The organism is Pseudomonas sp. LPB0260, from assembly GCF_013388395.1.
In genome coordinates this window covers 5,234,992-5,258,246 of record NZ_CP058247.1, presented here as the reverse complement: position 1 = coordinate 5,258,246, position 23,255 = coordinate 5,234,992, and the positions used below count along the sequence as shown (strand labels likewise).

The window sequence follows — 23,255 nt, the reverse complement described above, 5'->3', positions numbered from 1 at the left end:
GTCAAAAAATAACCAGACCCGAGCGTTCCGCGGAAGGAGGTTGACCATGCTTGGCCGCATTACTCTATTGAGCGCGCTGATCGCCAGCCTGATGCTGAGCGGCGCCGCCTCGGCAGACGGCTCCCGGCGTGATGCCGCGATCGCCGGGGTGCTGGTCGGCGCGGTGATCGGCGGCGCGATCGTCGCCAACAGCCGCTACGAGCATGCACCGCTGTATGTCGAGATCGGTCCGCCACCGCCGCGCGTCATCTACTACCAGCAGCCCCATTCGCGCTACTACTCGCCACCGCCGGTTTACTACCGGCCGTATCAGCCGGTGCTGGTGCCGCACCATTTCCATCGCCCGCACCACTACAAGCATCGCCATCACAAGCACTACCGCCGCCATCACCATCACGGCCATTACGAGCCGCGCTGGTAGCCGCCAGCGCGGGCGCGCCCGACCGAGGCGTGCCCGCACGGGCGGCAATCCCTATACACTGCGCGGCCTTTCGCCCGAACGTCGCCGAGGAGCCTCAGTGAGCACCCTGCCACCCTGTCCCCAATGTCATTCCCCATACAGTTACCAGGACGGCCAGCTGCTGGTCTGCCCGGAATGCGCCCATGAATGGTCCGCCAACGCCGAGGCGCCCGGCGCCGGCGACGAGGCCAAGGTGATCAAGGATGCGGTAGGCAACACCCTGCAAGACGGCGACAGCGTCAGCGTGATCAAGGACCTCAAGGTCAAGGGTTCGTCGCTGGTGGTCAAGGTCGGCACCAAGGTCAAGGGCATCCGCCTGGTCGACGGCGACCACGACATCGATTGCAGGATCGATGGCATCGGCGCGATGAAGCTCAAGTCCGAGTTCGTCAGGAAGGTCTGATCCAGCCGGGCTCCTGGCTTTTCCTGGTCGTCCGCGCAAGCCATTGAACCATAAGTAAAAATTGCGCAATAGGCGCACCCTCAGGCCCTCCAAAACGGCTATCATGCGCGGCTTTTTGCCCGAGCCGCCCATGTCCCGCCTGCTTGCCCTGCTGTGCCTGCTATTCGCCCTGCCCGCCCACGCCGACGCCCCGCAGTCCTTTGCCGCCGCCAAGAAGGTCGCCTGGAAGCTCTATGCCCAGCGGCAGACCACCTTCTATTGCGGCTGTGCCTACCAGGGCAAGCAGGTGGATCTGGCCAGTTGCGGCTACAAGCCGCGCAAGCAGCTGCGTCGTGCGCAACGTTTGGAGTGGGAGCATGTGGTGCCGGCCTGGGTGATCGGCCATCAGCGCCAGTGCTGGCAGCACGGCGGGCGCAAGAACTGCAGCCGCAACGACCCGGTGTTCCGCGCCGCCGAAGCCGACCTGCACAACCTGGTGCCGAGCATCGGCGAGCTCAATGGCGACCGCTCCAACTACGCCCTCGGCATGCTCCCCGCCGCGCCCGCACAGTATGGAGCCTGCCCGATGCGCGTCGATTTCAAGGCCAGGACCGCCATGCCGCCTGAGCAGGCGCGTGGCGCCGCGGCGCGCATCTACCTGTACATGGCCGATCATTATCGGCTGCGCCTGTCGCGTCAGGATCGCCGCACCTACGAGGCCTGGCACCGCCAGTACCCGGTCAGCCAGTGGGAGCGCTGGCGCAACCAGCAGGTCGGCTGCGTCATGGGCCATGGCAATCCCTATGTCGAGAAGCTCGATCGCCAGGCCTGCCCAATCCAGCAGCGTGCCGGCGGCGCGCGACCGAGCAGCGGCTGAGCCTCGGCAGGCGGCAAGGGACTAGGTTTCGAGCCCATCGCTACCGCCCATCGAGCCCCCGTTCCGGCGTTTGCCTAGTCACCCTCCAGGTGCCATGCTGCACTCCAAGCTCAAACGGAACACCCCATGCGCTATCTGCTGCTATGCCTGCTCCTGACCCTCGGCCCGGCAACAATGGCCGAGCCATGGAAGGTGGTCGGCGACGAACAGTTCGCCCCCTACAGTTTCGCCGCGAGCCACGATGCCACGCCCCAGGGTCTGGATGTCGAACTGGTCAGCACGGTGCTGCAGGCCGCCGGGATCGACTACGAGCTGCGCCTGTACCCCTGGCAGCGGGTCAAGCGCATGCTCGAACAGGGCGGCGTCGACATGGCCTTCCAGTTCGCCGGCACCGCCGAACGCCACGCCCAATACCTGCTGGTCGGCCCGATCCGCACCGGCTCCACCGTGTTCATGGCAGCCCACAAGAGCGCACTGGGCGACTGGCAGCAACTCAGCGATCTGGAGCCCTACGTAATCGGCCAGGTGAAGGGCTACGCCTACGACACGGACTACGACCAGGCCCCGCTGAAGCGCGACAGCAGCGCGCAGAGCCCGCGGCAGCTGGTGTCCATGCTGCTGGCCGGACGCGTCGACCTGATCGTCGGCGACCGGGTTCAATTGCTGCATTACGCCCGCGAGCTCGGGGCCGAAGATAAGGTCCGCATCCTGCCGCGGCCACTGGCGCACATGCCGCGCTTCGTCGCCTTCGCCAAGAACGACCAGGAGCGCGCGGCACGCTTCGCCGCGGCGCTGCACCTCCTGCAGCGCCTCGGCAGGCTGGAGGCGATCTATCAGCGCTGGGGGCAGCCGCCGCAAAGTTGAAGGCGCCACCTCTATCGACCGCAGTCCGAGCGTAGACGCCTGTTGTCGCTCAGTGCACGCTCAGCTCGAGCGTTGTCGCCTGCTCGCCGCTGCCGCTGAGCAGGACTATCCTGGCCTGGTCGCGGCCACTCTGCTTGGCGAGGTAGAGCGCGTCGTCGGCCAGCTTGTACAGGCTTTCCAGGCTCAGCGCGGCGCCGGCCTGGACGCAGGCGATGCCGACCGACACGGTCAGGCGCCCCGTCTGCTCCGGCTGCGAAACCTCGATGGCCAGGCTGCGCACCGCCTCGAGCAGGTGAGCGGCGAAGGCCTGCAGCTTGCCGCCGTCGACCTGCTCGGCGCTGGCGAACAGGGCGAACTCCTCGCCGCCCAGGCGAAAGCAATGATCCCCGGCGCGCCGATGCAGCGCAGAAAGGCACGCGCCGAGCTGGCGAATCGCCTGATCGCCGACCGCATGGCCATAACGGTCGTTGATCTGCTTGAAATGATCGATATCGAGAACCGCCAGAGTCGCCCACAGCGGCGTCGACTGCAGGCGGGCGAGGCGCGCCAGCTCCTGCGGCACCACCAACTGGAATTGCCGGCGGTTGTGCAGCCCCGAGAGCTCGTCGGTGATCGCCAGGGTGGCCAGGCGCTGGTTGGCCTGGGTCAGCGCCTCGGTGCGCGCCGCCACCTGGGCATCGAGGTCGCGGTTGGCCGCCAGCAATGCCTGGCGCGAGGCCTCGAGCTCGCTCGCCGTCTCGCGAAAGCGGCTGGCCAGCCGGCCGAACTCGTCGCGCCGGCGCGGCAGCTCGCTGCCCTGCAGCGCGCTCAGGCCTTCCTCGCCGACCTTTTCGGTGACCCGGATGAAGCGCCGCAGCGGCGCCAGCACATACTGCTCGATCAGCAGCCAGAGCACGGCGAACTCCGACAGCAGGCCAAGCAGGGCGATGCCGAGGATGATCGTGGCGGCTGCCATGGCCTTGTTCTGCAGCAACTGCTTGGGGTAGATGTTGACCAGGTACCAGTCCGGGCCGTCGATGCGGGTGTAGGCAAGAAAGGCCTCGTCGGTCTCGGTCACGCCGCTGCGGCGCTGCTGCCCGGTGACGGCAGCGAAGATGCCCTGCAACTGCGGCTGGTCGCCGTCGATTTTCAGCGTGCCGCCAGCGGCCTGGATCTGCGCCAACAACGGCTCGTAGGCGATCAGGCTGCCGTCGGCACTGAAGGCGATGTTCTCGGTGCCGTCCAGGGCATCCTTGAGGGTGCGCTGCATGAAGTCGTCGAGCAGGATGTCCTGGCCCAGCGTGGCCACCAGGCGGTCCTGCAGATAGACCGGTTTGAGGCTGCTGAGCATCCACATCTTGGCGGTGGCGTCGAAATAGAAATGGGTCCAGACCGCTTGCCGCTCGGGGTTCTGCGCTTCGTTGGCGCGGGCGACGAAGATTTCATCGGGGAAATAGGTGTCGGCCGGTACCTGGTGCAGATAGGGGACGCCGATGAATTCGCCGACCAGCAGGTTTTCCGGCGCCGAGACGAAGTAGTTGATGTACTGGCCCGTGGACGTCCAGGCGCTGCCATACCAGTCCAGCAGCGCCGCGATCAGCGCCGCGCGGTGGCGCAACTGGGGCGTCAGTTCGACGTCGCGGCCGATGAAGCCGGTGAAGCCGCGGTGCTGCAGACCATCCTTGAACAGTTGCCCCTCGTACCAGCCGGTCCGGGTGCGCCAGGTACCGTCGGGCCAGGGCTCGAAATAGTCATCGAACAATGCCGCACCGGTCGCCAGCGGCACCGACTGCAGCTGTTCGAGCAAGGCCTGCTCGACGGCCCGATGGTGGCGTTCGGTCTGCAGGAACGGCTCCGAATCGCGCCGGCCACGTTCGGCGATGAACTGCTCGAGCTGCTCGACCACGCCGTCCTCGAGCATGCCCGCCACATGGTAGTAGCTGGCCAGGCACAACAGCGCGGCGATCACCAGGCTGCGCAGGGCGCCGCGCACGATGATCTGGGTTCGCAGGGAGGTTCGCGCAGGCACGCCAGTGGCTTTGTCGACGGTCATCGGGGTGTCTCGGCTATATCGCCACAGGTTCGGATCTCGCCTCGATGCCGGCGCAGCATTGGCTATCGGAAATCCATCGCGGACAGCAGTTCGGTTGTCAGGGGCCCATCGAGACGCGCCGCTGCCGCAGGACGCGGACGAAAGCCGACATTGCAAGCAGTTAGCCATCAACCCGGAAAGGGCGCAAGCCCCGCCAGCCGGGCCGTTCCACTGTTCGCCACGCCAGCCGACCAGGTGCACGCCCGCCCGGCCCTGGCGCCGAGGTGGCATCCGCAGTATGGTCGAGGCACCTTCAGATCAAGGACGAGCCATGGCCACTAAACCCAGCTCAACCCGGCAACAGAAGCTGCTCGCCGTACTGATCGACGCCGACAACGCCTCGGCCGCCATCGTCGAGGGGCTGTTCGAGGAGATCGCCAAGTTCGGCGTGGCCAGCGTCAAGCGCATCTACGGCGACTGGACCCAGCCCAACCTGGGCAAATGGAAACAGGTGCTGCTCGACCACAGCATCCAGCCGATCCAGCAATTCGCCTACACCCGCGGCAAGAACGCCACCGACAGCGCGCTGATCATCGACGCCATGGACCTGCTCTACACCCGGCGTTTCGACGGCTTCTGCCTGGTCTCCAGCGACAGCGACTTCACCCGCCTGGCCGCGCGCCTGCGCGAGGAAGGCCTGACCGTGTACGGCTTCGGCGAGGAGAAGACGCCCTCGCCCTTCGTCTCGGCCTGCGACAAGTTCATCTACACCGAGATCCTCCGTGCCGACGCGGCAGACGCGACGGACGAGCAGCCCGGCAACGGCGACAAGAACAAGGCCGCCGCCGGCGACAGCCCCCCCGCCGAGCCGGCCAAGGCAACGGCCAGGAAGAAGCCGCAGAAGGTGCCGGTGGACTTTATCGCCAAGCTGATCGACGACATCGACGACGAGGACGGCTGGGTCGAACTCGGTGTGCTCGGGCAGAACATCAGCAAGCTGCGCCCGGCCTTCGACGCCCGCCTCTATGGTTTCAAGAAGCTCAGCGAGCTGATCAAGGGCCAGGCCAAGCGTTTCGAACTGCAGGTGCGCGGCAGCAGTGCCACCGGCGGCGAGGCGCTGTATGTGCGCAATCGCAAGGCGGGCAAATAGGCCGAGCGGCAGCGCTCACCAGACCGGACGCTGCCCTCAGCGCCTCTGCCCGTGCACACCCCGCAGGTCAGATGGAAGCCTGGCGGTGCATTCAACGAAAAGGCCAGTCGCAGGACTGGCCTTTCTCGATTCGCTTATCGGCAGCAGGCAACCCAGGCATCGATCAACGGTCGCGATGCGGGGGCTCAGTCAGCCACTCAGCAATATATTCCAGGGCCCACCGCTCGCGCTGCGCCCAGTCGCCGCCCAGCTGACGCAGCGGCTGCTGGTGGGTCTGCAGCCAATCGCGGCAGGCCTGGTGAAAACGCAGACGCTCGTCCAGCTGCGGCTGACAGCGCTGGCCATCGTCGACCCAGGGCACGCCGTGCGGGTCGAGCAGCAGGTGCAGGTCGTAGCGGCGCGCCAGCAGGGCCTGCTCGATCCAGGCCGGGCAGTCGCCGAACAACGTCCGGCTCCACAGCAGGTTGCTCAGCAGGTGGGTGTCGAGGATCAGCAGCGGCGGCGCCGCCGCGCGGGCCGCATCCTCCCACTGCAGCTGGCCGCGGGCGATCGCCTCGATGTCGGCGTAGCAGGTGTCGCGGCCCTGCTGCTCGATGAAGTGACGCACGTACTCACCGACCAGCAGGCCGCCGAAGCGCGCCTGAAGGGCCTCGGCCAGGCGGCTCTTGCCGCTCGACTCCGGGCCGGTCAGCACCAGCACCTTCATGCGCGGGCCAGTTCCGGGGCGCGGCGCCAGCTCTGCCAGCCGTGCAGCGCCAGCAGGCAGAACAGGCCGTAGAGGCCGGCGGTGAGGTACAGCTCCTTGTGCACGAACAGGCCGACGAACAGCACGTCCAGGGTGAACCACAGCGGCCAGCATTCCAGGCGCTTCTGCGCCATCCACACCTGGGCCACCAGGCTGAAGCCGGTCAGGGCGGCATCCAGCCAGGGCGCCGCGGCGTCGGTGTAGGTGGCCATCGCATAGCCCAGGCCGAGGCTGCCGGCGCCGCCTATGGCCAGGCTCAGGGCCAGGCCATAGGCGCTCAGGCGCGTGACCTCGCGGCCCTGATGGCGCTCGCCGCCGCGCTTCCACTGCCACCAGCCATACAGCTGCAGCACGGCGTAGACCAGCTGCAGGAGCATGTCCGAATACAGCTTCACCTCGAAGAAGATCCAGCTGTACATCGACACCATTACCAGGCCGATGGGCCAGCACCAGATGTTCTGCCTGACCGTCAGCCAGACGGCGATCACCCCGAGGGTGGCGGCGATGAGTTCAAGGAGGGACATGGACAACCTCGGTGTGCGGCGCGCCGGGCGTGGCGCGGATAAAAAAGAGCGGCGAATTGTACCCAATCGAAGGCACCGGCGCAGACCGGCCGCCGAATCGCCGCGCCCGGGCAGTTGCCCCTGCATTGTGGCGCGATCGCCCTTTGCCTCGGCCTCGGCCAATCCCTACTGTAATCCGGACGATTCGCCAGACCATGAGGAAGATCATGACGCGCACCCGCACTACCGCGCGCCTGCCGGCCAACGCGCAATGGCTGCACTGCAGCGACCAGGGCGTGCCGGCGCACTTCTACCACGCCAACGGTTTCCCGCTGCGGGTCTACGAGCCCCTGCTCGAGCGCCTGAGCGGCAGCCTGGCACTCAGTGGCCTGGCCTGCCGCGCGACCTGGCCGGACATTGGCCCGCCGCCGCGTCGGCGCGACTGGCAGCTGTATGCCGACGACCTGATCGCCTTCATCGAGCAGGAATACCAGCAGCCGATCGTCGGCATCGGCCACTCCCTGGGCGCCACCTGCACCATCCTCGCCGCCGCCAAACGTCCGGAGCTGTTCAAGGCCCTGGTGCTGATCGAGCCGGCCATGGTCTCCCCGACACTGGCGCGGCTGGTGCGCTGGCTGCCCAAGGCGCTGATGAACCGCACCGACCCGGCCCGAAGCACCCTGCGCAAGGCCGACCGCTGGCCCAGCCGTGAGGCATTCCTGCGGCAGTGCCAGAACGCCCGCGGCTACAAGCGCTTCGGCGCCGAAGCCCTGCAGGCGCTGGCCCGGCACGCCGTGGTGGAGGGCGCCGACGGCCAGCTGCAACTGGCCTTCCCCAAGCACTGGGAGGCGCACAACTACACCCAGCCGCCGAACGTGATGGCGCAGTTGCAACAGCTGGCGATGCCCTGCGTGGCGATCCGCGGCAAGCCCTCGGTGTTCTTCAGCGAGCAGCTGTGGCAGGAATGGCAACGGCGCTGCCCGCAGACCCGGTTCCTGGAAGATCTGCAGCACGGCCACCTGCTGCCGCTGGAAAATCCCGCCGGCTGTCACCTGCTGATCGAACGGGGCCTGCGCGCTATCGGCGTACTTCCCCCAGGCTGAGCTCGGCCTGGGGCTGCAACTGCTGCAGATAGGCGGCCAGCGCGGCGATGCGCCGGTCGCTGAAGCCGTCGGCGATGCTCATCATCACCGAGCCGGCACGGCGCGGATCCTTGTCGCGAAAACGGGTCAGGGCACGGCGCAGGTACTCGGCCGGCTGGCCGGCTAGGCGCGGGGTATTGTCGCGGCCTTCGGCGTTCATCCCGTGGCAGCCCGTGCATAGCGTCTTGAAGGTCGCCTCGCCGTCCTGGCGCAGCGCCGGGTCGACCGCCGCCTCATGCCCTTGCAACTGCTGCTGGCCGAAATAGATGGCCACGTTGACCCTATCCTCGAGGCTCAGGTTTGGCGCCAGCTTGGACATCACATAGTCGCTGCGCTCGCCGCTGGCGAACTTCTCGAAGGCATTGAACAGATACACCGGGTTCTGCTGGGCCAGATTGGGGATGTGCGGGCGCCGGCTGTTGCCGTTCTCGCCGTGGCAATTGCCGCAGAAACGGATGCGTTCGTGGCCGGCCTCGTAGGCCTGCTGGCGCAGCACCGGGTCGGCATTGAGCTGGGTGAAGCGCTGCATTGCCTCGTTGCTGGCCTTGGCCAGGCCGGCGAGGCAACAGAACAGTACGAGGGCGAGCGCACGCATGAGGGAAGTCCTTTTCTCGTTGATACCGGGCTGAAATTTAAGCGCCGGACTATAGGCCCCCGCGCCAGGGCAAACCCCGACACAGATCAAGCAAAGTGCAGATTCCGCCGATCGATCGCCGCAACCACAGGCTCCATATGGCGCCGTGACAGCATCCGCAGTATGTTCGGGACACGTACCGTTCAAGGACTGAGCAAGTAGCCTGGGTATCCGTAGGGTGGACAACGCGAAGCTTGTCCACCATCGACCTCGCGAAACTAACCTTGCCTTGACGTATCGTTATTCGCCCTTGCGACGGGCCCTCGCTTCGCGAAGCCCTTCGCTGGCGAGCCTAAAGGAGGCTCACCCGGGCAGTGCAAAAGGTACTCGCCGCAAAAGCGAAACGCGATGCCCAGGAGAGGCAAGTCGCACGGGTACACGCGGTGGAAACGCTGCGCAGTTCTCCACCCTACCCGCTGACCACGACCAGCACGGCCCGCAAACAAAAAGGCCAGTCTCACGACTGGCCTTTTTCGTTACCGCCCTAGCAAAGCTCAGCCATTGCTGGGGAAGGCGAACTGCGCCGCCTCGTGGCTGGCGCGCTGCGGCCAGCGCTGGGTGACGGCCTTCTTGCGGGTGTAGAAGCGCACGCCGTCCGGGCCGTAGGCGTGCAGGTCACCGAACAGCGAGCGCTTCCAGCCGCCGAAGCTGTGGTAGCTCACCGGCACCGGCAGCGGTACGTTGACCCCGACCATGCCCACCTCGATCTCGTCGACGAACAGGCGCGCCGCTTCACCGTCGCGGGTGAAGATGCAGGTGCCGTTGCCGTACTCGTGGTCGTTGATCAGCTGCATGGCCTCTTCCAGGCTGTCGACCCGCACGATGCACAGCACCGGGCCGAAGATCTCGTCGCTGTAGATGCTCATCTCGGGCGTGACCTTGTCGAACAGGGTGCCGCCGACGAAATAGCCATTGTCACAGCCGGCCACCTGCAGGCCACGGCCGTCGACCACCAGTTCGGCACCGGCGGCCACGCCCGCGTCGATGTAGCCGGTGACCCGCTCCTTGGCGGCGGCGGTAACCAGCGGGCCCATGTCCAGGCCACAGCTGGTGCCGGCGCCGATCTTCAGTTCCTGGATCTGCGGGGTGATCTTCTGCACCAGGGCATCGGCGATCTGGTCACCTACGCACACCGCCACCGAGATGGCCATGCAGCGCTCGCCGCAGGAGCCGTAGGCCGCGCCCATCAGCGCGCTGACGGCGTTGTTGAGGTCGGCGTCGGGCATCAGCACGGCGTGGTTCTTCGCCCCGCCCAGAGCCTGCACGCGCTTGCCGCGCTTGGTGCCTTCGCTGTAGATGTACTCGGCGATCGGGGTCGAGCCGACGAAGCTCAGGGCCTTGACCTGGGGCGCCTCGATCAGCGCATCGACCGCTTCCTTGTCGCCGTGCACCACGTTCAGCACGCCCTTGGGCAGGCCGGCCTCGTGCAGCAGTTCGGCGATGTACAGGGTGGAGCTGGGGTCGCGCTCGGAGGGCTTGAGGATGAAGCAGTTGCCGCAGACGATGGCCAGCGGGTACATCCACAACGGCACCATGGCCGGGAAGTTGAACGGGGTGATGCCGGCAACCACGCCGACCGGCTGCAGGTCGCTCCAGGCGTCGATGTCCGGGCCGACGTTGCGGCTGTACTCACCCTTGAGGATCTGCGGCGCGCCACAGGCGAACTCGACGTTCTCTATGCCACGCTTGAGCTCGCCGGCGGCGTCTTCCAGGGTCTTGCCGTGCTCCTCGCTGATCAGCTTGGCAATCTCTGCCTCGTGCTGCTCGAGCAACTGCTTGAAGCGGAACATAACCTGGGCGCGCTTGGCCGCCGGGGTCTTGCGCCAGGCCGGGAAGGCGGCCTTGGCGGCGTCGATGGCCTGCTGGATGACGTCGCGGTCGGCCAGGGCGACCTGCTTGGTCACCTCGCCGGTGGCCGGGTTGAAGACGTCGGCGCTGCGGCCTTGGCCCTTGATGCGCTCGCCGTTGATCAGGTGCGGGATGCTGGTCATGGGATCTCTCCGTCAATCGAATTCGTAGGGTGGATGGCGCGAAGCTCATCCACCTGGGATATGGGGGGCGATGGCGCAGGCCACCCAGCGGGTCAGTCGAGCTGGTTGAGGGTTTCGCCGACGGCGTCGAACATTCGCTCGAGGTCGTCGATCCGGGCGTTGAAGGTCGGCCCGAACTGCAGGGTGTCGCCGCCGAAGCGCACGTAGAAGCCGGCCTTCCACAGGGCCATGCCGGCCTCGAACGGGCGGATCACCGGATCGCCGTCGCGCGGGGCGATCTGCAGGGCGCCGGCCAGGCCGCAGTTGCGGATGTCGAGGATGTGCTTGGCGCCTTTCAGGCCATGCAGGGCCTTCTCGAACTGCGGCGCCAGCTCGGCGGCCTGCTGCACCAGGTTGTCGCGCTTGAGCAGCTCCAGCGAAGCCAGGCCGGCGGCACAGGCCACCGGGTGGGCCGAATAGGTATAGCCGTGGGTGAACTCGATCATGTGCTCGGGCGACGGCTGGTTCATGAAGGTCTGGTAGATCTCGCGGCTGGCGATCACCGCGCCCAGGGGCACGGCGCCGTTGGTGATCTGCTTGGCGGTGTTCATGATGTCCGGGGTGACGCCGAAGTACTCGGCACCGCTCCACTTGCCCATGCGGCCGAAGGCGGTGATCACCTCGTCGAAGATCAGCAGGATGTTGTGCTGGTCGCAGATCTCGCGCAGGCGCTGCAGGTAGCCGACCGGCGGCACCAGCACCCCGGCCGAACCGGACATCGGCTCGACGATCACCGCGGCGATGTTCGAGGCGTCGTGCAGTTCGATCAGCTTGAGCAGCTCGTTGGCCAGCTCGACGCCGCCGGTCTCGGCCATGCCCGGGGTGTAGGCCAGGTGCGGCTGCAGGGTGTGCGGCAGGTGGTCGACGTCCATGAACTGGCCGTACATCTTGCGGTTGCCGCCGATGCCGCCGAGGCTGGTGCCGGCGATATTGACGCCGTGGTAGCCACGGGCGCGGCCGATGAACTTGGTCTTGGCCGGCTGGCCCTTCAGGCGCCAGTAGGCCTTGGCCATCTTCACCGAGGTGTCGGCGCACTCGGAGCCGGAGCTGGTGAAGAACACATGGTTGAGCTCGCCCGGCATCAGGTCGGCGATCTGCTCGGCCAGCTGGAACGACAGCGGGTGGCCGTACTGGAAGCCCGGCGAATAGTCGAGGGTGCCGAGCTGCTTGGCCACCGCCTCCTGGATTTCCTTGCGCGAATGGCCGGCGCCGCAAGTCCACAGGCCGGACAGGCCGTCGTAGATCTTGCGGCCCCGATCATCGGTGAGCCAGCTGCCTTCGGCGGCAACGATCAGACGCGGGTCGCGCTGGAAGTTGCGGTTGGCGGAAAACGGCATCCAGTGAGCGTCCAGCTTGAGCTGGCTGGCCACTGGCAGGGGGGCGGTCTGCTGCATGTTCATGGGGGCGGCCTCGCGTGGCAGGGCGGGTTCTAGCTTGGATAAGCAGTTGCCAGTAAAGGTGCCACGGGGATAGATTCACAAAAACACGACTTTACTTATCTTTAGTTAATGGATAACTAAACAATGAGCACACGCCGCGCCGAACCCCTGGCCCAGGTCAGCGACTTCGAAATCCGCCTGCTCAAGCTGTTTCGCAGCGTGGTGGAGTGCGGCGGCTTCTCCGCCGCGGAAAGCGTGCTGGGCATCGGCCGCTCGGCCATCAGCCAGCAGATGAGCGACCTGGAGCAGCGCCTGGGCCTGCGCCTGTGCCAGCGCGGCCGCGCCGGCTTCGCCCTGACCGAGGAAGGCCGCGAGGTGTACCAGTCGACCCAGCAACTGCTGGCGGCGCTGGAGAGCTTTCGCACCGAGGTCAACGGCCTGCACCAGAACCTGCGCGGCGAGCTGAACATCGGCCTCACCGACAACCTGGTGACGGTGCCGCACATGCGCATCACCAACGCCCTGGCGCGGCTCAAGGAGCGCGGCCCGGACGTGCGCATCCATATCCGCATGACGCCACCCAGCGAGGTCGAGCAGGGGGTGCTGGACGGTCGCCTGCACATCGGCGTGGTGCCCCAGGCCGGCGCGCTGTCCGGGCTGGAGTACCAGAGCCTGTACGACGAACGCTCGCTGCTGTACTGCGCGGTGGGTCACCCGCTGTTCTATGTCGACGATCAGCAACTGGCCGACGCGCGCCTGGACGCCCAGGACGCCATCGCGCCGACCTTCCGCCTGCCGCCGGAGGTCCAGGGCCAGTATCAGCAGCTCAACTGCACGGCCAGCGCCTCGGACCGCGAGGGCATGGCCTTCCTGATCCTCACCGGGCGCTACATCGGCTACCTGCCCGATCACTACGCCGCGGCCTGGGTGCAGCAGGGTCGCCTGCGCGCGCTGAAGGCCGGCACGCGCTACTACGACCTCAGCCTGGCGGCGGTGACGCGCAAGGGCCGCCGGCCACACCTGGTGCTGGAGAGTTTTCTCGAGGCCCTGGCGGCAACCGGCTGAGCAAGGCAAAGCGCGCCCCGACGGACATCGGGGCGCGGGGTGGGGATTACTGCATCCAGGGCGGCGGCGGTTCCTCGCCGCGCGGCGCATCCTCGGCATTGAGCAGGGCCTGGCGGCGCGCTTCCTCGGCCAGGGCGGCCTTGATCTCGCGCATCACCGCGTCGACATCGGCGGCGTCCTCCGGGTCGGCGAACTCGCCGGTCAGCTGGCTCTCCGGAGTCAGCTTGCCCTCCTCGTACAGCGCCCACATCTCCTTGGCGTACTTGGTGTACTTCAACTCCGGGGCGAACTGGCCGAAGTAGGCGGCCATGTTGCCGACGTCGCGCTCGAGCATCTTGAACGCGTGGTTGTTGCCGGCCGCATCCACCGCCTGGGGCAGGTCGATGATCACCGGCCCCTCGGGACCGAGCAGCACGTTGAACTCGGACAGGTCGCCATGCACCAGGCCGGCGCAGAGCATCTTCACCACTTCCTGGATCATGAAGGCGTGGAACTCGCGGGCGTCCTCCGGGTGCAGGTCGACGTCGTTGAGCCGTGGCGCCACGCCGCCCTCGCCGTCGTCGACCAGCTCCATCAGCAGCACACCCTCGAGGAAGTCATAGGGCTTGGGCACCCGCACCCCGGCGTTGGCCAGGCGGAACAGCGCCGCCACCTCGGCGTTCTGCCAGGCGTCCTCCTGGCCCTTGCGGCCGTACTTCGAGCCCCGGGCCATGGCGCGGGCGTCGCGGCTGTTACGCACCTTGCGCCCTTCCTGGTACTCCACGGACTGGCGAAAGCCACGCTTGTTGGCCTCCTTGTAGACCTTGGCGCAACGCAGCTCCTCGCCACAGCGCACCACGAACACCGCGGCCTCCTTGCCGCTCATCAGCGGGCGTATGACCTCGTCGACCAGACCATCCTCGACCAGGGGTTCAATACGTTTTGGTGTCTTCATCGGCTTTGATCGCGGGTCCTGTGTTGCCCAATTCGCGTGTGCCGCCCGTTATACGGCAATCGGCGTCCATAACCCACCCTGGGGCGACCATTACCCGGCCGCGCATGCTCAATCTCGCAACAGATGCTGGCGCAGTGCCTCGAGGGCATAGCGCACCTTGGCCGGCTGGGCATCGCGGCGCGGGGTGACCAGGTAGATCCCCAGGGGCGGCAAACGCCAGCCCGGCAGCACATCGCGCAGCCTACCTGCCGCCAGCTCCTCGCGCACCTCGTGTGCCGGCTGCAGCGACACGCCCATCCCGGCCAGGGTGAACTGGCGTACGGCCAGGATGTTGTTGCAGCCGACCCGGCTTTCGATGCGCAACTTCTCCTGCTCGCCCGCCGGCCCCTGCAGGCTGAGGGTGTTGAAGCGAGCGTCGGTGTTCAAGGTCAGCCAGTCGAGGCCGATCAGCTCGGCGGGCAGGCTTATGGGCGCCCGCCGCGCCAGGTAGCTCGGCGCCGCGCACAGCAGCATGCGCGAGTCGCCGATATGCCGCGCCACCAGGCTGGAGTCCGGCTGACTGCCGGCGCGGATCGCCAGGTCGATGCGCTGTTCGACCAGGTCGATCGGCTCATCGTGAAAGAACAGCTGCAGGCTCAACCCGCTGTGTGCCTGCAACAGCGGCGCCAGGGCCGCGCAGATCGGGGCGCCGGCGAAGCCCACCGGGGCGGCGATGCGCAGCTCGCCGACCGGCGCATCACGCAGCTCGGCCAGGCGCTGCTCGGCCTCCTGAGCCAGGGCCAGCACCTGGGCACAACTCTGGTAGAAGGCGGCGCCGGCCTCGGTCAGGGTCAGCTTGCGGGTGGTGCGGTGCAGCAGGCTGACCTGGGTGCCGTCCTCCAGCTTGCGGATCTGCTGGCTGACCGCCGAGGGGGTCATGCCGAGCACCTCGGCGGCGGCGACCATGGAACCGCGCTCGACCACCGTGGCGAAGATCGCCATACGTTTGAGCTGCTCCATTAATTAGCCCTGCTTAATAGTTAAAGCGCTTTTAACCGATTTTTCCGACCTTTATCCAGCTGCGATTATCTCCCTCGACGAAAATCACCCGAGGAAACAGCCATGAATATCGCCCTGATCGGCGCCAGCGGCTTCGTCGGCGCCGCCGTTCTGCGGGAAGCCCTGAACCGGGGCCACCTGGTCACCGGCCTGGTCCGCCAGCCGCAGAATCTGCCCGCGCACCCGGCGCTGAATGCCGTGGCTGCCGATGCCTATGACACCGAGGCGCTGGCCGCGGCCCTGCGCGGCCATGATGCAGTGGTCCATGCCTTCAACCCCGGTTGGGGCCAGGCGAACATTCGCGAACGGTTCGTCCAGGGCACCCGGGCGATCTATGCGGCGACCCAGCAAGCCGACATCCAGCGCCTGCTGGTGGTCGGCGGCGCTGGCAGCCTGTATGTCGCACCGGGCCTGCAGCTGATCGACACCCCGGACTTCCCCGCCGAATACAAGGAAGGCGCCGAGGGCGCGCGCCAGGCCCTCGAGCTGATCCGGGCGGAAACTGCGCTGGACTGGAGCTTCATCTCGCCGCCAGCGCTGCTGCAACCGGGCGCGCGCAGCGGCCAGTTCCGCATCGGCGGCGACCAGTTGCTGATGAACGGCGAGGCGCCGGCGAGCATCAGCGTGGCCGACCTGGCCGTGGCCATCATCGACGAACTGGAACAGCCACAGCACATCCGCCAACGCTTTACCGTCGGCTACTGACTTCCCGACAGGCGCGGCCCCGCGCGCCTGTCCCGCCCACACCTGGAGACCCCATGACCCTGACCGCCACCACCCATGTCGTCACCGCCACGCCGGCCCGCTATATCAGCCGCCTGTGCAAGCACTTCGCCCACAAGATCCCGGTCAGCTTCGACCAACAGCAGGGTCGTATCGAGTTCGCCTTCGGCTTGGCGCTGCTCGCCGCCGAAGACGATGGCCTGCGCCTGAGCGTGCACGCCGAGGAACAGGAGCAGCTGGCCAAGCTCCAGCACGTGGTGGCCAGCCACTTCGAACGCTTCGCCTGGCAGGAGGCGCTGACGCTCGACTGGCAGTGAGCGACCCGCAGGCGATTTGAAAGCGCGATTCGGATTGGCGGCGCGCGCCCAAGGGCCGACAATCGAGGCATCACCCCACGGAGCCGCGCCATGCTCGACCCTGACCTCTGCTGGCAAGCCGTCTGCACCCGCGATGGCGCCTATGACGGCCGGTTCGTCTTCGCCGTGCGCTCCACCGGCATCTACTGCCGGCCGAGCTGCCCGGCGCGGCGGCCGCGACGCGACAACGTCAGCTACCATGCCGACCCGGCCAGCGCCGAGGCCGCCGGCTACCGTGCCTGTCGGCGCTGCGCGCCCCAGGGTGCCAGCCCGGCCGAGCAGCTCGACGCATTGGTGGCATCGGCCTGTCGCCTGCTCGATGAGCTGGAACCGACGCCGACCCTGGCACAGCTCGCCGCACGCATCGGCCTGTCCTCCTCGCACCTGGTGCGCGCGTTCAAGGCGCGCACCGGGCTGACGCCCAAGGCCTGGCTTCAGGCCCGCCGCCGCGCCGCGCTGGAGGCGCACCTGCCCGCGGCCGACTCGGTGCTGCAGGCGGCCCTGAGCGCTGGCTACTCCGGCACCCGCGCGCTGTACGAACAGGACGATGGACTGAGCCCGACGCAACGCCGCCGCGGCGGCGCCGGCGAAACCCTGCGCTTCACCACCGCGCCCTGCCCGCTCGGCCAGTTGCTGCTGGCCAGCAGCGCCAAGGGGGTCTGCGCCGTGCTGCTCGGCGACGAGTCGGCGCAGCTGGAGGACGAACTGCGCCAACGCTTCGCCACCGCCTGCCTGCAGCGCGACGACGCCGGCCTGGGCGACTGGCTGCAACAGGTGCTGCGGCAGATCGATGAACCCGAACGCGCCGCCCAGCTGCCCCTGGACCTGCGCGGCACCGCCTACCAGCAACGGGTCTGGCGCGCACTGCGGCAGATCCCCCCGGCCAGACCCGTGGCTATGGCGAACTGGCTGCCGCCCTCGGCAGCCACCCGCGCGCCGTGGCCCGGGCCTGCGCCAGCAACCCCCTGGGCCTGCTGGTGCCGTGCCACCGAGTGGTGAGCGCCAACGGCGCCTTGGGCGGCTACCGCTGGGGCGTGGAACGCAAGGCGGCGCTGCTGAGCCGCGAACGCGGGGAGGACTGAGCGGCGCTCAGCCCCGATACAGGGCCAGCAGCTGCGGCACAGCTTCGGCGATCAGGCTGGTCCCGGCCAGCAGCAGCAGGACGAACACCAGCCAGCGCACCGTGCGCAGCGAGAGCTTCGGCGGGTAGCGACGCACCAGCCAGCTGAGCAGCATGACCAATGGCAGTGCTTCAGCGCTGAGCCACAGGATATCCAGCGTCAGTTGCCCCTGCACCGCCACCAGGCCCAGGCGCATGGCCGCGTTGCAGGCGAATACGGTGATCAGGGTATTGCGGATCAACTCGTAGCCCAGGGGCTGGCGATACAGGTGATAGACGATCGGCGGCCCGCCACTGGAGAACAGGCCGTTGAGCAGCCCGCAGAGACCTCCGGCCAGCCAGAACGCCGACGATGAAGAGACCTGCGCGCGCGGTTCGCTCTGCACCACCAGCATCAGGCTGGCGAGGATGATCACGCCGCCCAGCAGCAGGCGCAGCCAGGCGATCTGCCGGCCATCCAGGGCACCGAGGCTCCAGATGCCCAGGCACACGCCAAGCAGGCTGCTGATCAACAGGGGGGCGAGTATCGAGCGGTCCAGCTGCGGCTTGGGCCCCGCCACCGTGACCAGGGCATTGCCCAGGGTGAGGATGCTGATCACCACCGCGACTTCGCCGAGGGGTATCAGCTCCAGGATCGCCACCAGGCCGATGAGAATCAGGCCGAAGGCGAAGCCGGTCAGGCACTGGGCGAAGGTGGCCAGGGCCACGCAGAGAAGAAACAGCAGGTGGAGCTGCAGGCTCATGCCGGCGTCCTCGTCGGAGTCGCAGGATTAGCTGGCTGGCATTCTCGGAGCGGGCGCATCGCAATCACCGGCCTACCTCTTTCAGACGTGTGCGCCGCAGCAGCATGGACGGCGCACAAACGAAGCGGCGCACGGTGCCATCGATCGAGGATCGGTGACGCCGTGCGCCGCCAGTGTCAGCCTAGCGCCGACCGCGACAGACTCCGGGACTTAGGCGCCCTGGGCCTCCCGCACGCAGAGCGACTCGCGCTCTTCCTGGTGCAGTGCACGCACCAGGCTGTAGCAGATCACCAGCAGCACCACGGAGAACGGCAGCGCCGCGGCGATGGTGGCCGCCTGCAGCCCCTTGAGGCCGCCGGCCAGCAGCAACACGCCGGCCAGCGCGCCCAGACCCAGGCCCCAGATGATGCGGAAGCGCTGCGGCGGGTTCTGGTTGCCCATGGACAGGATGGTGCAGATCACCAGAGTGGCCGAGTCGGCCGAGGTGACGAACCAGCTGACGATCATCAGGGTGGCCAGGCCGGCCATGGCCATGGTCGCCCAGGACACGTTCAGGCCCTCGATGGTCTTGTACAGCACCATGGTCACGTCGGAGTTGGCCACGGCATTCAGGTCGATGGCGCCGGACAGCTGCAGCGACACGCCGGTACCGCCCATGATCACGATCCACAGGAAGGCGCCCAGGGTCGAGGCGAGCATGCCGCCGAGCACCACCTGGCGCACGGTGCGGCCACGGGAGATGCGGGCGATGAACATGCCGACGAACGGGCCCCAGGACAGCCACCAGCCCCAGTAGAAGATGGTCCACCAGCCCTGCCACTGACGCTCGGGGTTGGAGTCGGTCCACATGCCCATGGGGATGAAGGTGGCCAGGTAGTCGCCCAGGCTGGTGGCGTAGAGGCCCAGCAGGAACACGGTCGGCCCGGCCAGCAGCAGGAACAGGAACAGAATGCTGCTCAGGCGGATGTTCCACTCGCTGAGCCAGAGGATGCCCTTGCGCACCCCGGACACGGCCGACAGGGTGGCGACCACCGCGGTGGCGGAGATCAGGATCAGCTGGTTGGTGGTGGAGATCTCGATGCCGAACATGTAGTTCAGGCCGGCGTTCATCTGCGACACGCCCAGGCCGAGGGTGGTGGCGGTGCCGAACAGGGTGCTGAAGATCGCCAGCAGGTCGACCGCATGACCGATCGGGCCATAGATGCGCTCACCGATCAGCGGATACAGCGCCGAACGCACGGTCAGCGGCAGGTTATGCCGATAGGTGAAGTAGGCCAGGATCAGGCCGACGATGATGTAGATGCTCCAGCCGTGCAGGCCCCAATGGAACATGGTCACGCGCAGGGCGATCTGCGCCGCTTCCGGGGTATTGGCGGCGACGCCGGCCATGTCCATGAAGGGATTGCCCTGCATGTGCATCAGCGGCTCGGCGATGCTCCAGAACAGCAGGCCGGTACCGACCGCGGCGCTGAACAGCATGGCGAACCAGGAGAAGTTGCTGAACTCGGGACGCTCGTCGTCGCGGCCCAGACGCAGGTTGCCGAAACGGCTGAGGCCGACCCAGAAGGTGAAGAACAGCACCGCACTGACCACCGCCACGTAGTACCAGCCCAGGGACCCTTCGATCCACTGCTTGGCGCCGGTGTAGAGACTGTTGGCCAGCTCGCTGTAGGTCACGGTGAACAGCACGAAGACCAGCACCATCACCAGGGATGAAATGGCCATCGTCGGATTTACGCCTGCGAACAGACGTTGAGAGCCTTGCATAGGATGTTCGCTCACGAGCGCGCCTCCTCCTTATTTTTGTATGGGACACACCGAAGTGTTTGTCGCCAATGTCGCCAGCAATCGCTCGGGCGATGAGTTTCCTCAGACGATGGCAGTCGTCCTCGGTCACTCCGGCAGCGCCCGAATGCGACCGCAGTGGATGCAGCAACATTCGCTTGTCATATGGTATACCATAGACCGGAATACAGAAGCAAAGCACTTGGCCTGAGAAAAATCAGCGCTCATTGATCGCTCCCGCTTCCAGCCAAGCCACCGGCGGCGCAGGGCCACCGGATCACTTGACTTGCCATAATGGTCTTATGGTATACCATAATACGACTACGGCGATTACGCCCCATCCGCAGCCCAGGAGAGCCTCATGAGCTTTGAAATCCGCAAGATCGTCAGCTACGTGGAAGAAACCCTTATCGAAGGTGGCAAGGCCACCGACAAGCCGGTGACCATGGTCGGCCTAGCTGTGGTAATGAAGAACCCCTGGTCCGGCCGTGGCTTCGTCGAAGACCTGCGCTCGGAAATCAAGGCCAATTGCTCCGAGCTGGGCGCGCTGATGGTCAAGCGCCTGGTCGACGCCATCGGTGGCGCCGAGAAGATCGAGGCCTATGGTAAGGCCGCCGTCGTCGGCGCCGACGGCGAGATCGAACATGCCTCCGCGGTGATCCACAACCTGCGTTTCGGCAACCACTACCGCCAGGCGGTGAACGCCAAGAGCTACCTGAGCTTCACCAACAAGCGCGGCGGCCCGGGCACCTCGATCCAGATTCCGATGATGCACAAGGACGACGAAGGCGCGCGCTCGCACTATGTCACCCTGGAGATGCAGATCGAAGACGCCCCGCGCGCCGACGAGATCGTCGTCGTCCTGGGCGCTTCCGACGGCGGCCGCCTGCACCCGCGTATCGGCAACCGCTACATCGACCTGGAAGAACTGGCCGCCGAGCAAGCCCAGTAATTGCCAGGCGCGCGCAGGAGCAACCCATGATTCGGCTCACCGCTGAACAGACCCCGGCCGGCACCAGCTACCTGGCGACCGGCCAAGGCCACCCCGTGGTGCTGATCCACGGGGTCGGCCTGAACAAGGAAATGTGGGGCGGGCAGATCGTCGGCCTGGCCCCGCACTTCCGCGTGATCGCCTACGACATGCTCGGCCATGGCGCCAGCGCCCTGCCGCCGGCAGACGCCGGACTGCCGGACTATGCCGAACAGTTGCGCGAGTTGCTCGAGCACCTCGACCTGCCCCGGGTCGCGGTGGTCGGCTTCTCCATGGGCGGCCTGGTGGCGCGGGCGTTTGCCCTGCAGCAGCCGGCCCGCCTGAGTGCCCTGGTGGTGCTCAACAGCGTGTTCAATCGCAGCCCCGAGCAGCGCGCAGGGGTGATCGAGCGCACCGCCCAGGTCGCCGAGTTCGGTCCGGCGGCCAACGCCGAGGCGGCCCTGGCGCGCTGGTTCAGCCGCGAATACCAGGCGGCCAACCCGGCGCAGATCGCGGCGATCCGCCAGGTCCTGGCGGGCAACGATCCCCAGGGCTACCTGACCACCTACTCGTTGTTCGCCACCCAGGACATGTATGGTGCCGACGAGCTTTCGAGCATCCAGGCGCCGACCCTGATCGCCACCGGCGAACTGGACCCCGGCTCCACGCCCGAGATGGCCCGGCAACTGGCCGCGCGGATTCCCGGTGCCCAGGCCGCCATACTCGAAGAACAGCGGCACATGATGCCGGTAGAGTCGCCGCGCCTGGTCAACCAGCTGCTGCTCGACTTCCTCGGCAATACCCAGCACGCAGCGCCCCCAGTAAAGGAGATCGTCGCATGAGCCTCGAACGCTTTCGCATGTGCATCGACGGCCAGTGGCTCGACGCCCTGTCCGGCAAGACCTTCCAGAGCCTCAACCCGGCCCTCGCCGAGCCCTGGGCCGAACTGCCCGACGCCGACGAAGCCGACGTCGAGCGCGCCGTTCAGGCGGCGCAGAAGGCCTTCGAAAGTGCGGCCTGGCGCGGCCTGACCGCCACCGCCCGGGGCAAGCTGCTGCGCCGCCTGGGTGACCTGATCGCCGAGAACAAGGAGCACCTGGCCCAGCTGGAAAGCCGCGACAACGGCAAGCTGATCCGCGAGACCCGCGGCCAGGTCGGCTACCTGCCGGAGTTCTTCCACTACACCGCCGGCCTCGCCGACAAGCTCGAGGGCGGCACCCTGCCCTTGGACAAGAGCGACCTGTTCGCCTACACCGTGCATGAGCCGCTGGGCGTGGTCGCCGGGATCATCCCCTGGAACAGCCCGCTGTACCTCACCGCGATCAAGCTGGCACCGGCCCTGGCCGCCGGCAACACCGTGGTGCTCAAGCCCTCCGAGCACGCCTCGGCGACCATCCTCGAGCTGGCCCGCCTGGCCCTGGAAGCCGGCATTCCGCCGGGCGTGGTCAACGTGGTCACCGGCTACGGCCCGAGCACCGGCGCGGCGCTGACCCGCCACCCGCTGGTGCGCAAGATCGCCTTCACCGGCGGCGCCGCCACCGCCCGCCACGTGGTGCGCAGCAGCGCGGAGAACTTCGCCAAGCTGTCGCTGGAGCTGGGCGGCAAGTCGCCGAACATCATCTTCGCCGACGCCGACCTGGACAGCGCCATCAACGGCGCCGTCGCCGGCATCTATGCCGCCTCGGGGCAGAGCTGCGTGTCCGGCTCGCGCCTGCTGGTGCAGGACGAGATCTACGACGAGTTCGTCGCCCGCCTGATCGAACGCGCCCGGCGCATCCGCATCGGCAACCCGCAGGACGAGCAGAGCGAGATGGGCCCCATGGCCACCGCGCAGCAGCTGGCTGTGGTCGAAGGCCTGGTCGCCGACGCCCTGGCCGAGGGCGCGACCCTGCGCCTGGGCGGCAAGCGCCCGCAGGTCGAGGGCAACGGCTGGTACTACGAGCCGACCCTGTTCGAGTGCGATAGCAACTCGATGAAGATCATGCAGGAAGAGGTCTTCGGCCCCGTCGCCTCGGTGATCCGCTTCAAGGACGAGGCCGAGGCCCTGGCCATCGCCAACGACTCGCAGTTCGGCCTGGCCGCCGGTATCTGGACCCGCGACCTCGGCCGCGCCCACCGCCTGGCCCGCGACGTGCGCTCGGGGATCATCTGGGTCAACACCTACCGCGCGGTCTCGGCCATGGCGCCGATCGGCGGCTTCAAGAACAGCGGCTATGGCCGCGAGAGCGGCATCGACTCGGTGCTCGCCTACACCGAGCAGAAGACGGTGTGGATCAACCTCTCGCAAGCGCCGATGCCAGACCCCTTCGTGATGCGCTGAGCCGCCACGAACCGCAACCCATAG

22 protein-coding genes and 1 pseudogene are annotated in these 23,255 nt (G+C 67.2%); 13 read left to right on the top strand and 10 right to left on the bottom strand.

Annotated features, from left to right (window positions below):
* Positions 1-46: 46 nt before the first annotated feature.
* The 4 genes from LPB260_RS23460 (at position 47) to LPB260_RS23445 (ending at position 2,583) form a co-directional block, all read left to right on the top strand.
* Complete coding sequence (locus LPB260_RS23460; protein ID WP_208708259.1) at positions 47-421, top strand: hypothetical protein; 375 nt, start codon at positions 47-49, stop codon at positions 419-421.
* A 97-nt stretch (positions 422-518) separates the two neighbouring features.
* Positions 519-863, top strand: a complete 345-nt coding sequence (locus LPB260_RS23455; protein ID WP_208708258.1) for a zinc ribbon domain-containing protein YjdM — start codon at positions 519-521, stop codon at positions 861-863.
* A gap of 130 nt (positions 864-993) precedes the next feature.
* On the top strand, positions 994-1,719 hold the full coding sequence (locus tag LPB260_RS23450; RefSeq protein ID WP_208708257.1) for an endonuclease: 726 nt from the start codon (positions 994-996) through the stop codon (positions 1,717-1,719).
* 126 nt (positions 1,720-1,845) lie between these two features.
* Complete coding sequence (locus tag LPB260_RS23445) at positions 1,846-2,583, top strand: ABC transporter substrate-binding protein (protein WP_208708256.1); 738 nt, start codon at positions 1,846-1,848, stop codon at positions 2,581-2,583.
* Positions 2,584-2,632: 49 nt separating this feature from the next.
* On the opposite strand, the gene LPB260_RS23440 is transcribed toward LPB260_RS23445, so the two are convergent.
* A complete protein-coding gene (locus LPB260_RS23440; protein ID WP_208708255.1) occupies positions 2,633-4,615 on the bottom strand; it encodes a diguanylate cyclase in 1,983 nt (660 codons plus the stop codon).
* A gap of 310 nt (positions 4,616-4,925) precedes the next feature.
* Between LPB260_RS23440 and LPB260_RS23435 the strand changes: the two genes are divergently transcribed.
* Positions 4,926-5,744, top strand: a complete 819-nt coding sequence (locus tag LPB260_RS23435) for an NYN domain-containing protein (protein ID WP_208708254.1) — start codon at positions 4,926-4,928, stop codon at positions 5,742-5,744.
* A gap of 163 nt (positions 5,745-5,907) precedes the next feature.
* Here LPB260_RS23435 and LPB260_RS23430 read toward each other — a convergent pair whose 3' ends face one another.
* Positions 5,908-6,450 (bottom strand): AAA family ATPase, encoded by a 543-nt coding sequence (locus tag LPB260_RS23430; RefSeq protein ID WP_208708253.1) that lies wholly within the window; start codon positions 6,448-6,450, stop codon positions 5,908-5,910.
* A complete protein-coding gene (pnuC, locus tag LPB260_RS23425; protein ID WP_208708252.1) occupies positions 6,447-7,013 on the bottom strand; it encodes a nicotinamide riboside transporter PnuC in 567 nt (188 codons plus the stop codon). The genes LPB260_RS23430 and pnuC overlap by 4 nt, the downstream gene beginning before the upstream one ends.
* A gap of 206 nt (positions 7,014-7,219) precedes the next feature.
* Between pnuC and LPB260_RS23420 the strand changes: the two genes are divergently transcribed.
* Entirely contained in the window at positions 7,220-8,095 is an 876-nt protein-coding gene (locus tag LPB260_RS23420) for an alpha/beta fold hydrolase (RefSeq protein ID WP_208708251.1), read from the top strand.
* Here the strand turns inward: LPB260_RS23420 and LPB260_RS23415 are convergent.
* From LPB260_RS23415 to LPB260_RS23405, 3 genes are all read right to left on the bottom strand, one after another.
* Positions 8,070-8,729, bottom strand: a complete 660-nt coding sequence (locus LPB260_RS23415) for a c-type cytochrome (RefSeq protein WP_208708250.1) — start codon at positions 8,727-8,729, stop codon at positions 8,070-8,072. The genes LPB260_RS23420 and LPB260_RS23415 overlap by 26 nt on opposite strands.
* Positions 8,730-9,262: 533 nt before the next feature.
* A complete protein-coding gene (locus LPB260_RS23410; protein ID WP_208708249.1) occupies positions 9,263-10,759 on the bottom strand; it encodes a CoA-acylating methylmalonate-semialdehyde dehydrogenase in 1,497 nt (498 codons plus the stop codon).
* A 92-nt stretch (positions 10,760-10,851) separates the two neighbouring features.
* The gene (locus tag LPB260_RS23405) at positions 10,852-12,198 is read right to left on the bottom strand and encodes an aspartate aminotransferase family protein (protein WP_208708248.1); all 1,347 of its coding nucleotides are present in this window, start codon (positions 12,196-12,198) and stop codon (positions 10,852-10,854) included.
* Positions 12,199-12,321: 123 nt separating this feature from the next.
* Here LPB260_RS23405 and LPB260_RS23400 point away from each other — a divergent pair, with 123 nt between their 5' ends.
* Complete coding sequence (locus tag LPB260_RS23400; RefSeq protein ID WP_208708247.1) at positions 12,322-13,242, top strand: LysR family transcriptional regulator; 921 nt, start codon at positions 12,322-12,324, stop codon at positions 13,240-13,242.
* Between the two features lie 46 nt (positions 13,243-13,288).
* On the opposite strand, the gene LPB260_RS23395 is transcribed toward LPB260_RS23400, so the two are convergent.
* Together LPB260_RS23395 and LPB260_RS23390 are read right to left on the bottom strand one after the other, a co-directional pair.
* Positions 13,289-14,176 (bottom strand): PA4780 family RIO1-like protein kinase, encoded by an 888-nt coding sequence (locus LPB260_RS23395; RefSeq protein ID WP_208708246.1) that lies wholly within the window; start codon positions 14,174-14,176, stop codon positions 13,289-13,291.
* A gap of 108 nt (positions 14,177-14,284) precedes the next feature.
* Positions 14,285-15,175, bottom strand: coding sequence for a LysR family transcriptional regulator (locus LPB260_RS23390; RefSeq protein ID WP_208708245.1), 891 nt, complete (start codon positions 15,173-15,175; stop codon positions 14,285-14,287).
* A 102-nt stretch (positions 15,176-15,277) separates the two neighbouring features.
* On the opposite strand from LPB260_RS23390, the gene LPB260_RS23385 reads away from it, so the two are divergent.
* From LPB260_RS23385 to ada, 3 genes and pseudogenes are all read left to right on the top strand, one after another.
* Positions 15,278-15,919 carry an NAD(P)-dependent oxidoreductase gene (locus tag LPB260_RS23385; protein WP_208708244.1) on the top strand — a complete coding sequence of 214 codons (642 nt, stop codon included), beginning with the start codon at positions 15,278-15,280 and terminating at the stop codon, positions 15,917-15,919.
* 53 nt (positions 15,920-15,972) lie between these two features.
* A complete protein-coding gene (locus tag LPB260_RS23380) occupies positions 15,973-16,254 on the top strand; it encodes a DUF2218 domain-containing protein (RefSeq protein ID WP_208708243.1) in 282 nt (93 codons plus the stop codon).
* A 90-nt stretch (positions 16,255-16,344) separates the two neighbouring features.
* Positions 16,345-17,375, top strand: a pseudogene (gene ada, locus LPB260_RS23375) (bifunctional DNA-binding transcriptional regulator/O6-methylguanine-DNA methyltransferase Ada).
* A gap of 7 nt (positions 17,376-17,382) precedes the next feature.
* Here the strand turns inward: ada and LPB260_RS23370 are convergent.
* Entirely contained in the window at positions 17,383-18,156 is a 774-nt protein-coding gene (locus LPB260_RS23370) for a TSUP family transporter (RefSeq protein WP_208708242.1), read from the bottom strand.
* Between the two features lie 210 nt (positions 18,157-18,366).
* A complete protein-coding gene (locus LPB260_RS23365) occupies positions 18,367-19,881 on the bottom strand; it encodes a BCCT family transporter (RefSeq protein WP_256625550.1) in 1,515 nt (504 codons plus the stop codon).
* A gap of 421 nt (positions 19,882-20,302) precedes the next feature.
* Between LPB260_RS23365 and LPB260_RS23360 the strand changes: the two genes are divergently transcribed.
* From LPB260_RS23360 to LPB260_RS23350, 3 genes are read left to right on the top strand one after another with little or no spacing between them, the layout of a single operon-like run.
* A complete protein-coding gene (locus LPB260_RS23360) occupies positions 20,303-20,893 on the top strand; it encodes an amino acid synthesis family protein (protein WP_208708241.1) in 591 nt (196 codons plus the stop codon).
* Between the two features lie 26 nt (positions 20,894-20,919).
* On the top strand, positions 20,920-21,753 hold the full coding sequence (locus tag LPB260_RS23355) for an alpha/beta fold hydrolase (RefSeq protein ID WP_208708240.1): 834 nt from the start codon (positions 20,920-20,922) through the stop codon (positions 21,751-21,753).
* Positions 21,750-23,231, top strand: coding sequence for an aldehyde dehydrogenase (locus LPB260_RS23350; protein WP_208708239.1), 1,482 nt, complete (start codon positions 21,750-21,752; stop codon positions 23,229-23,231). Before LPB260_RS23355 ends, LPB260_RS23350 begins: the two co-directional genes overlap by 4 nt.
* The last annotated feature ends 24 nt before the right edge of the window (positions 23,232-23,255 follow it).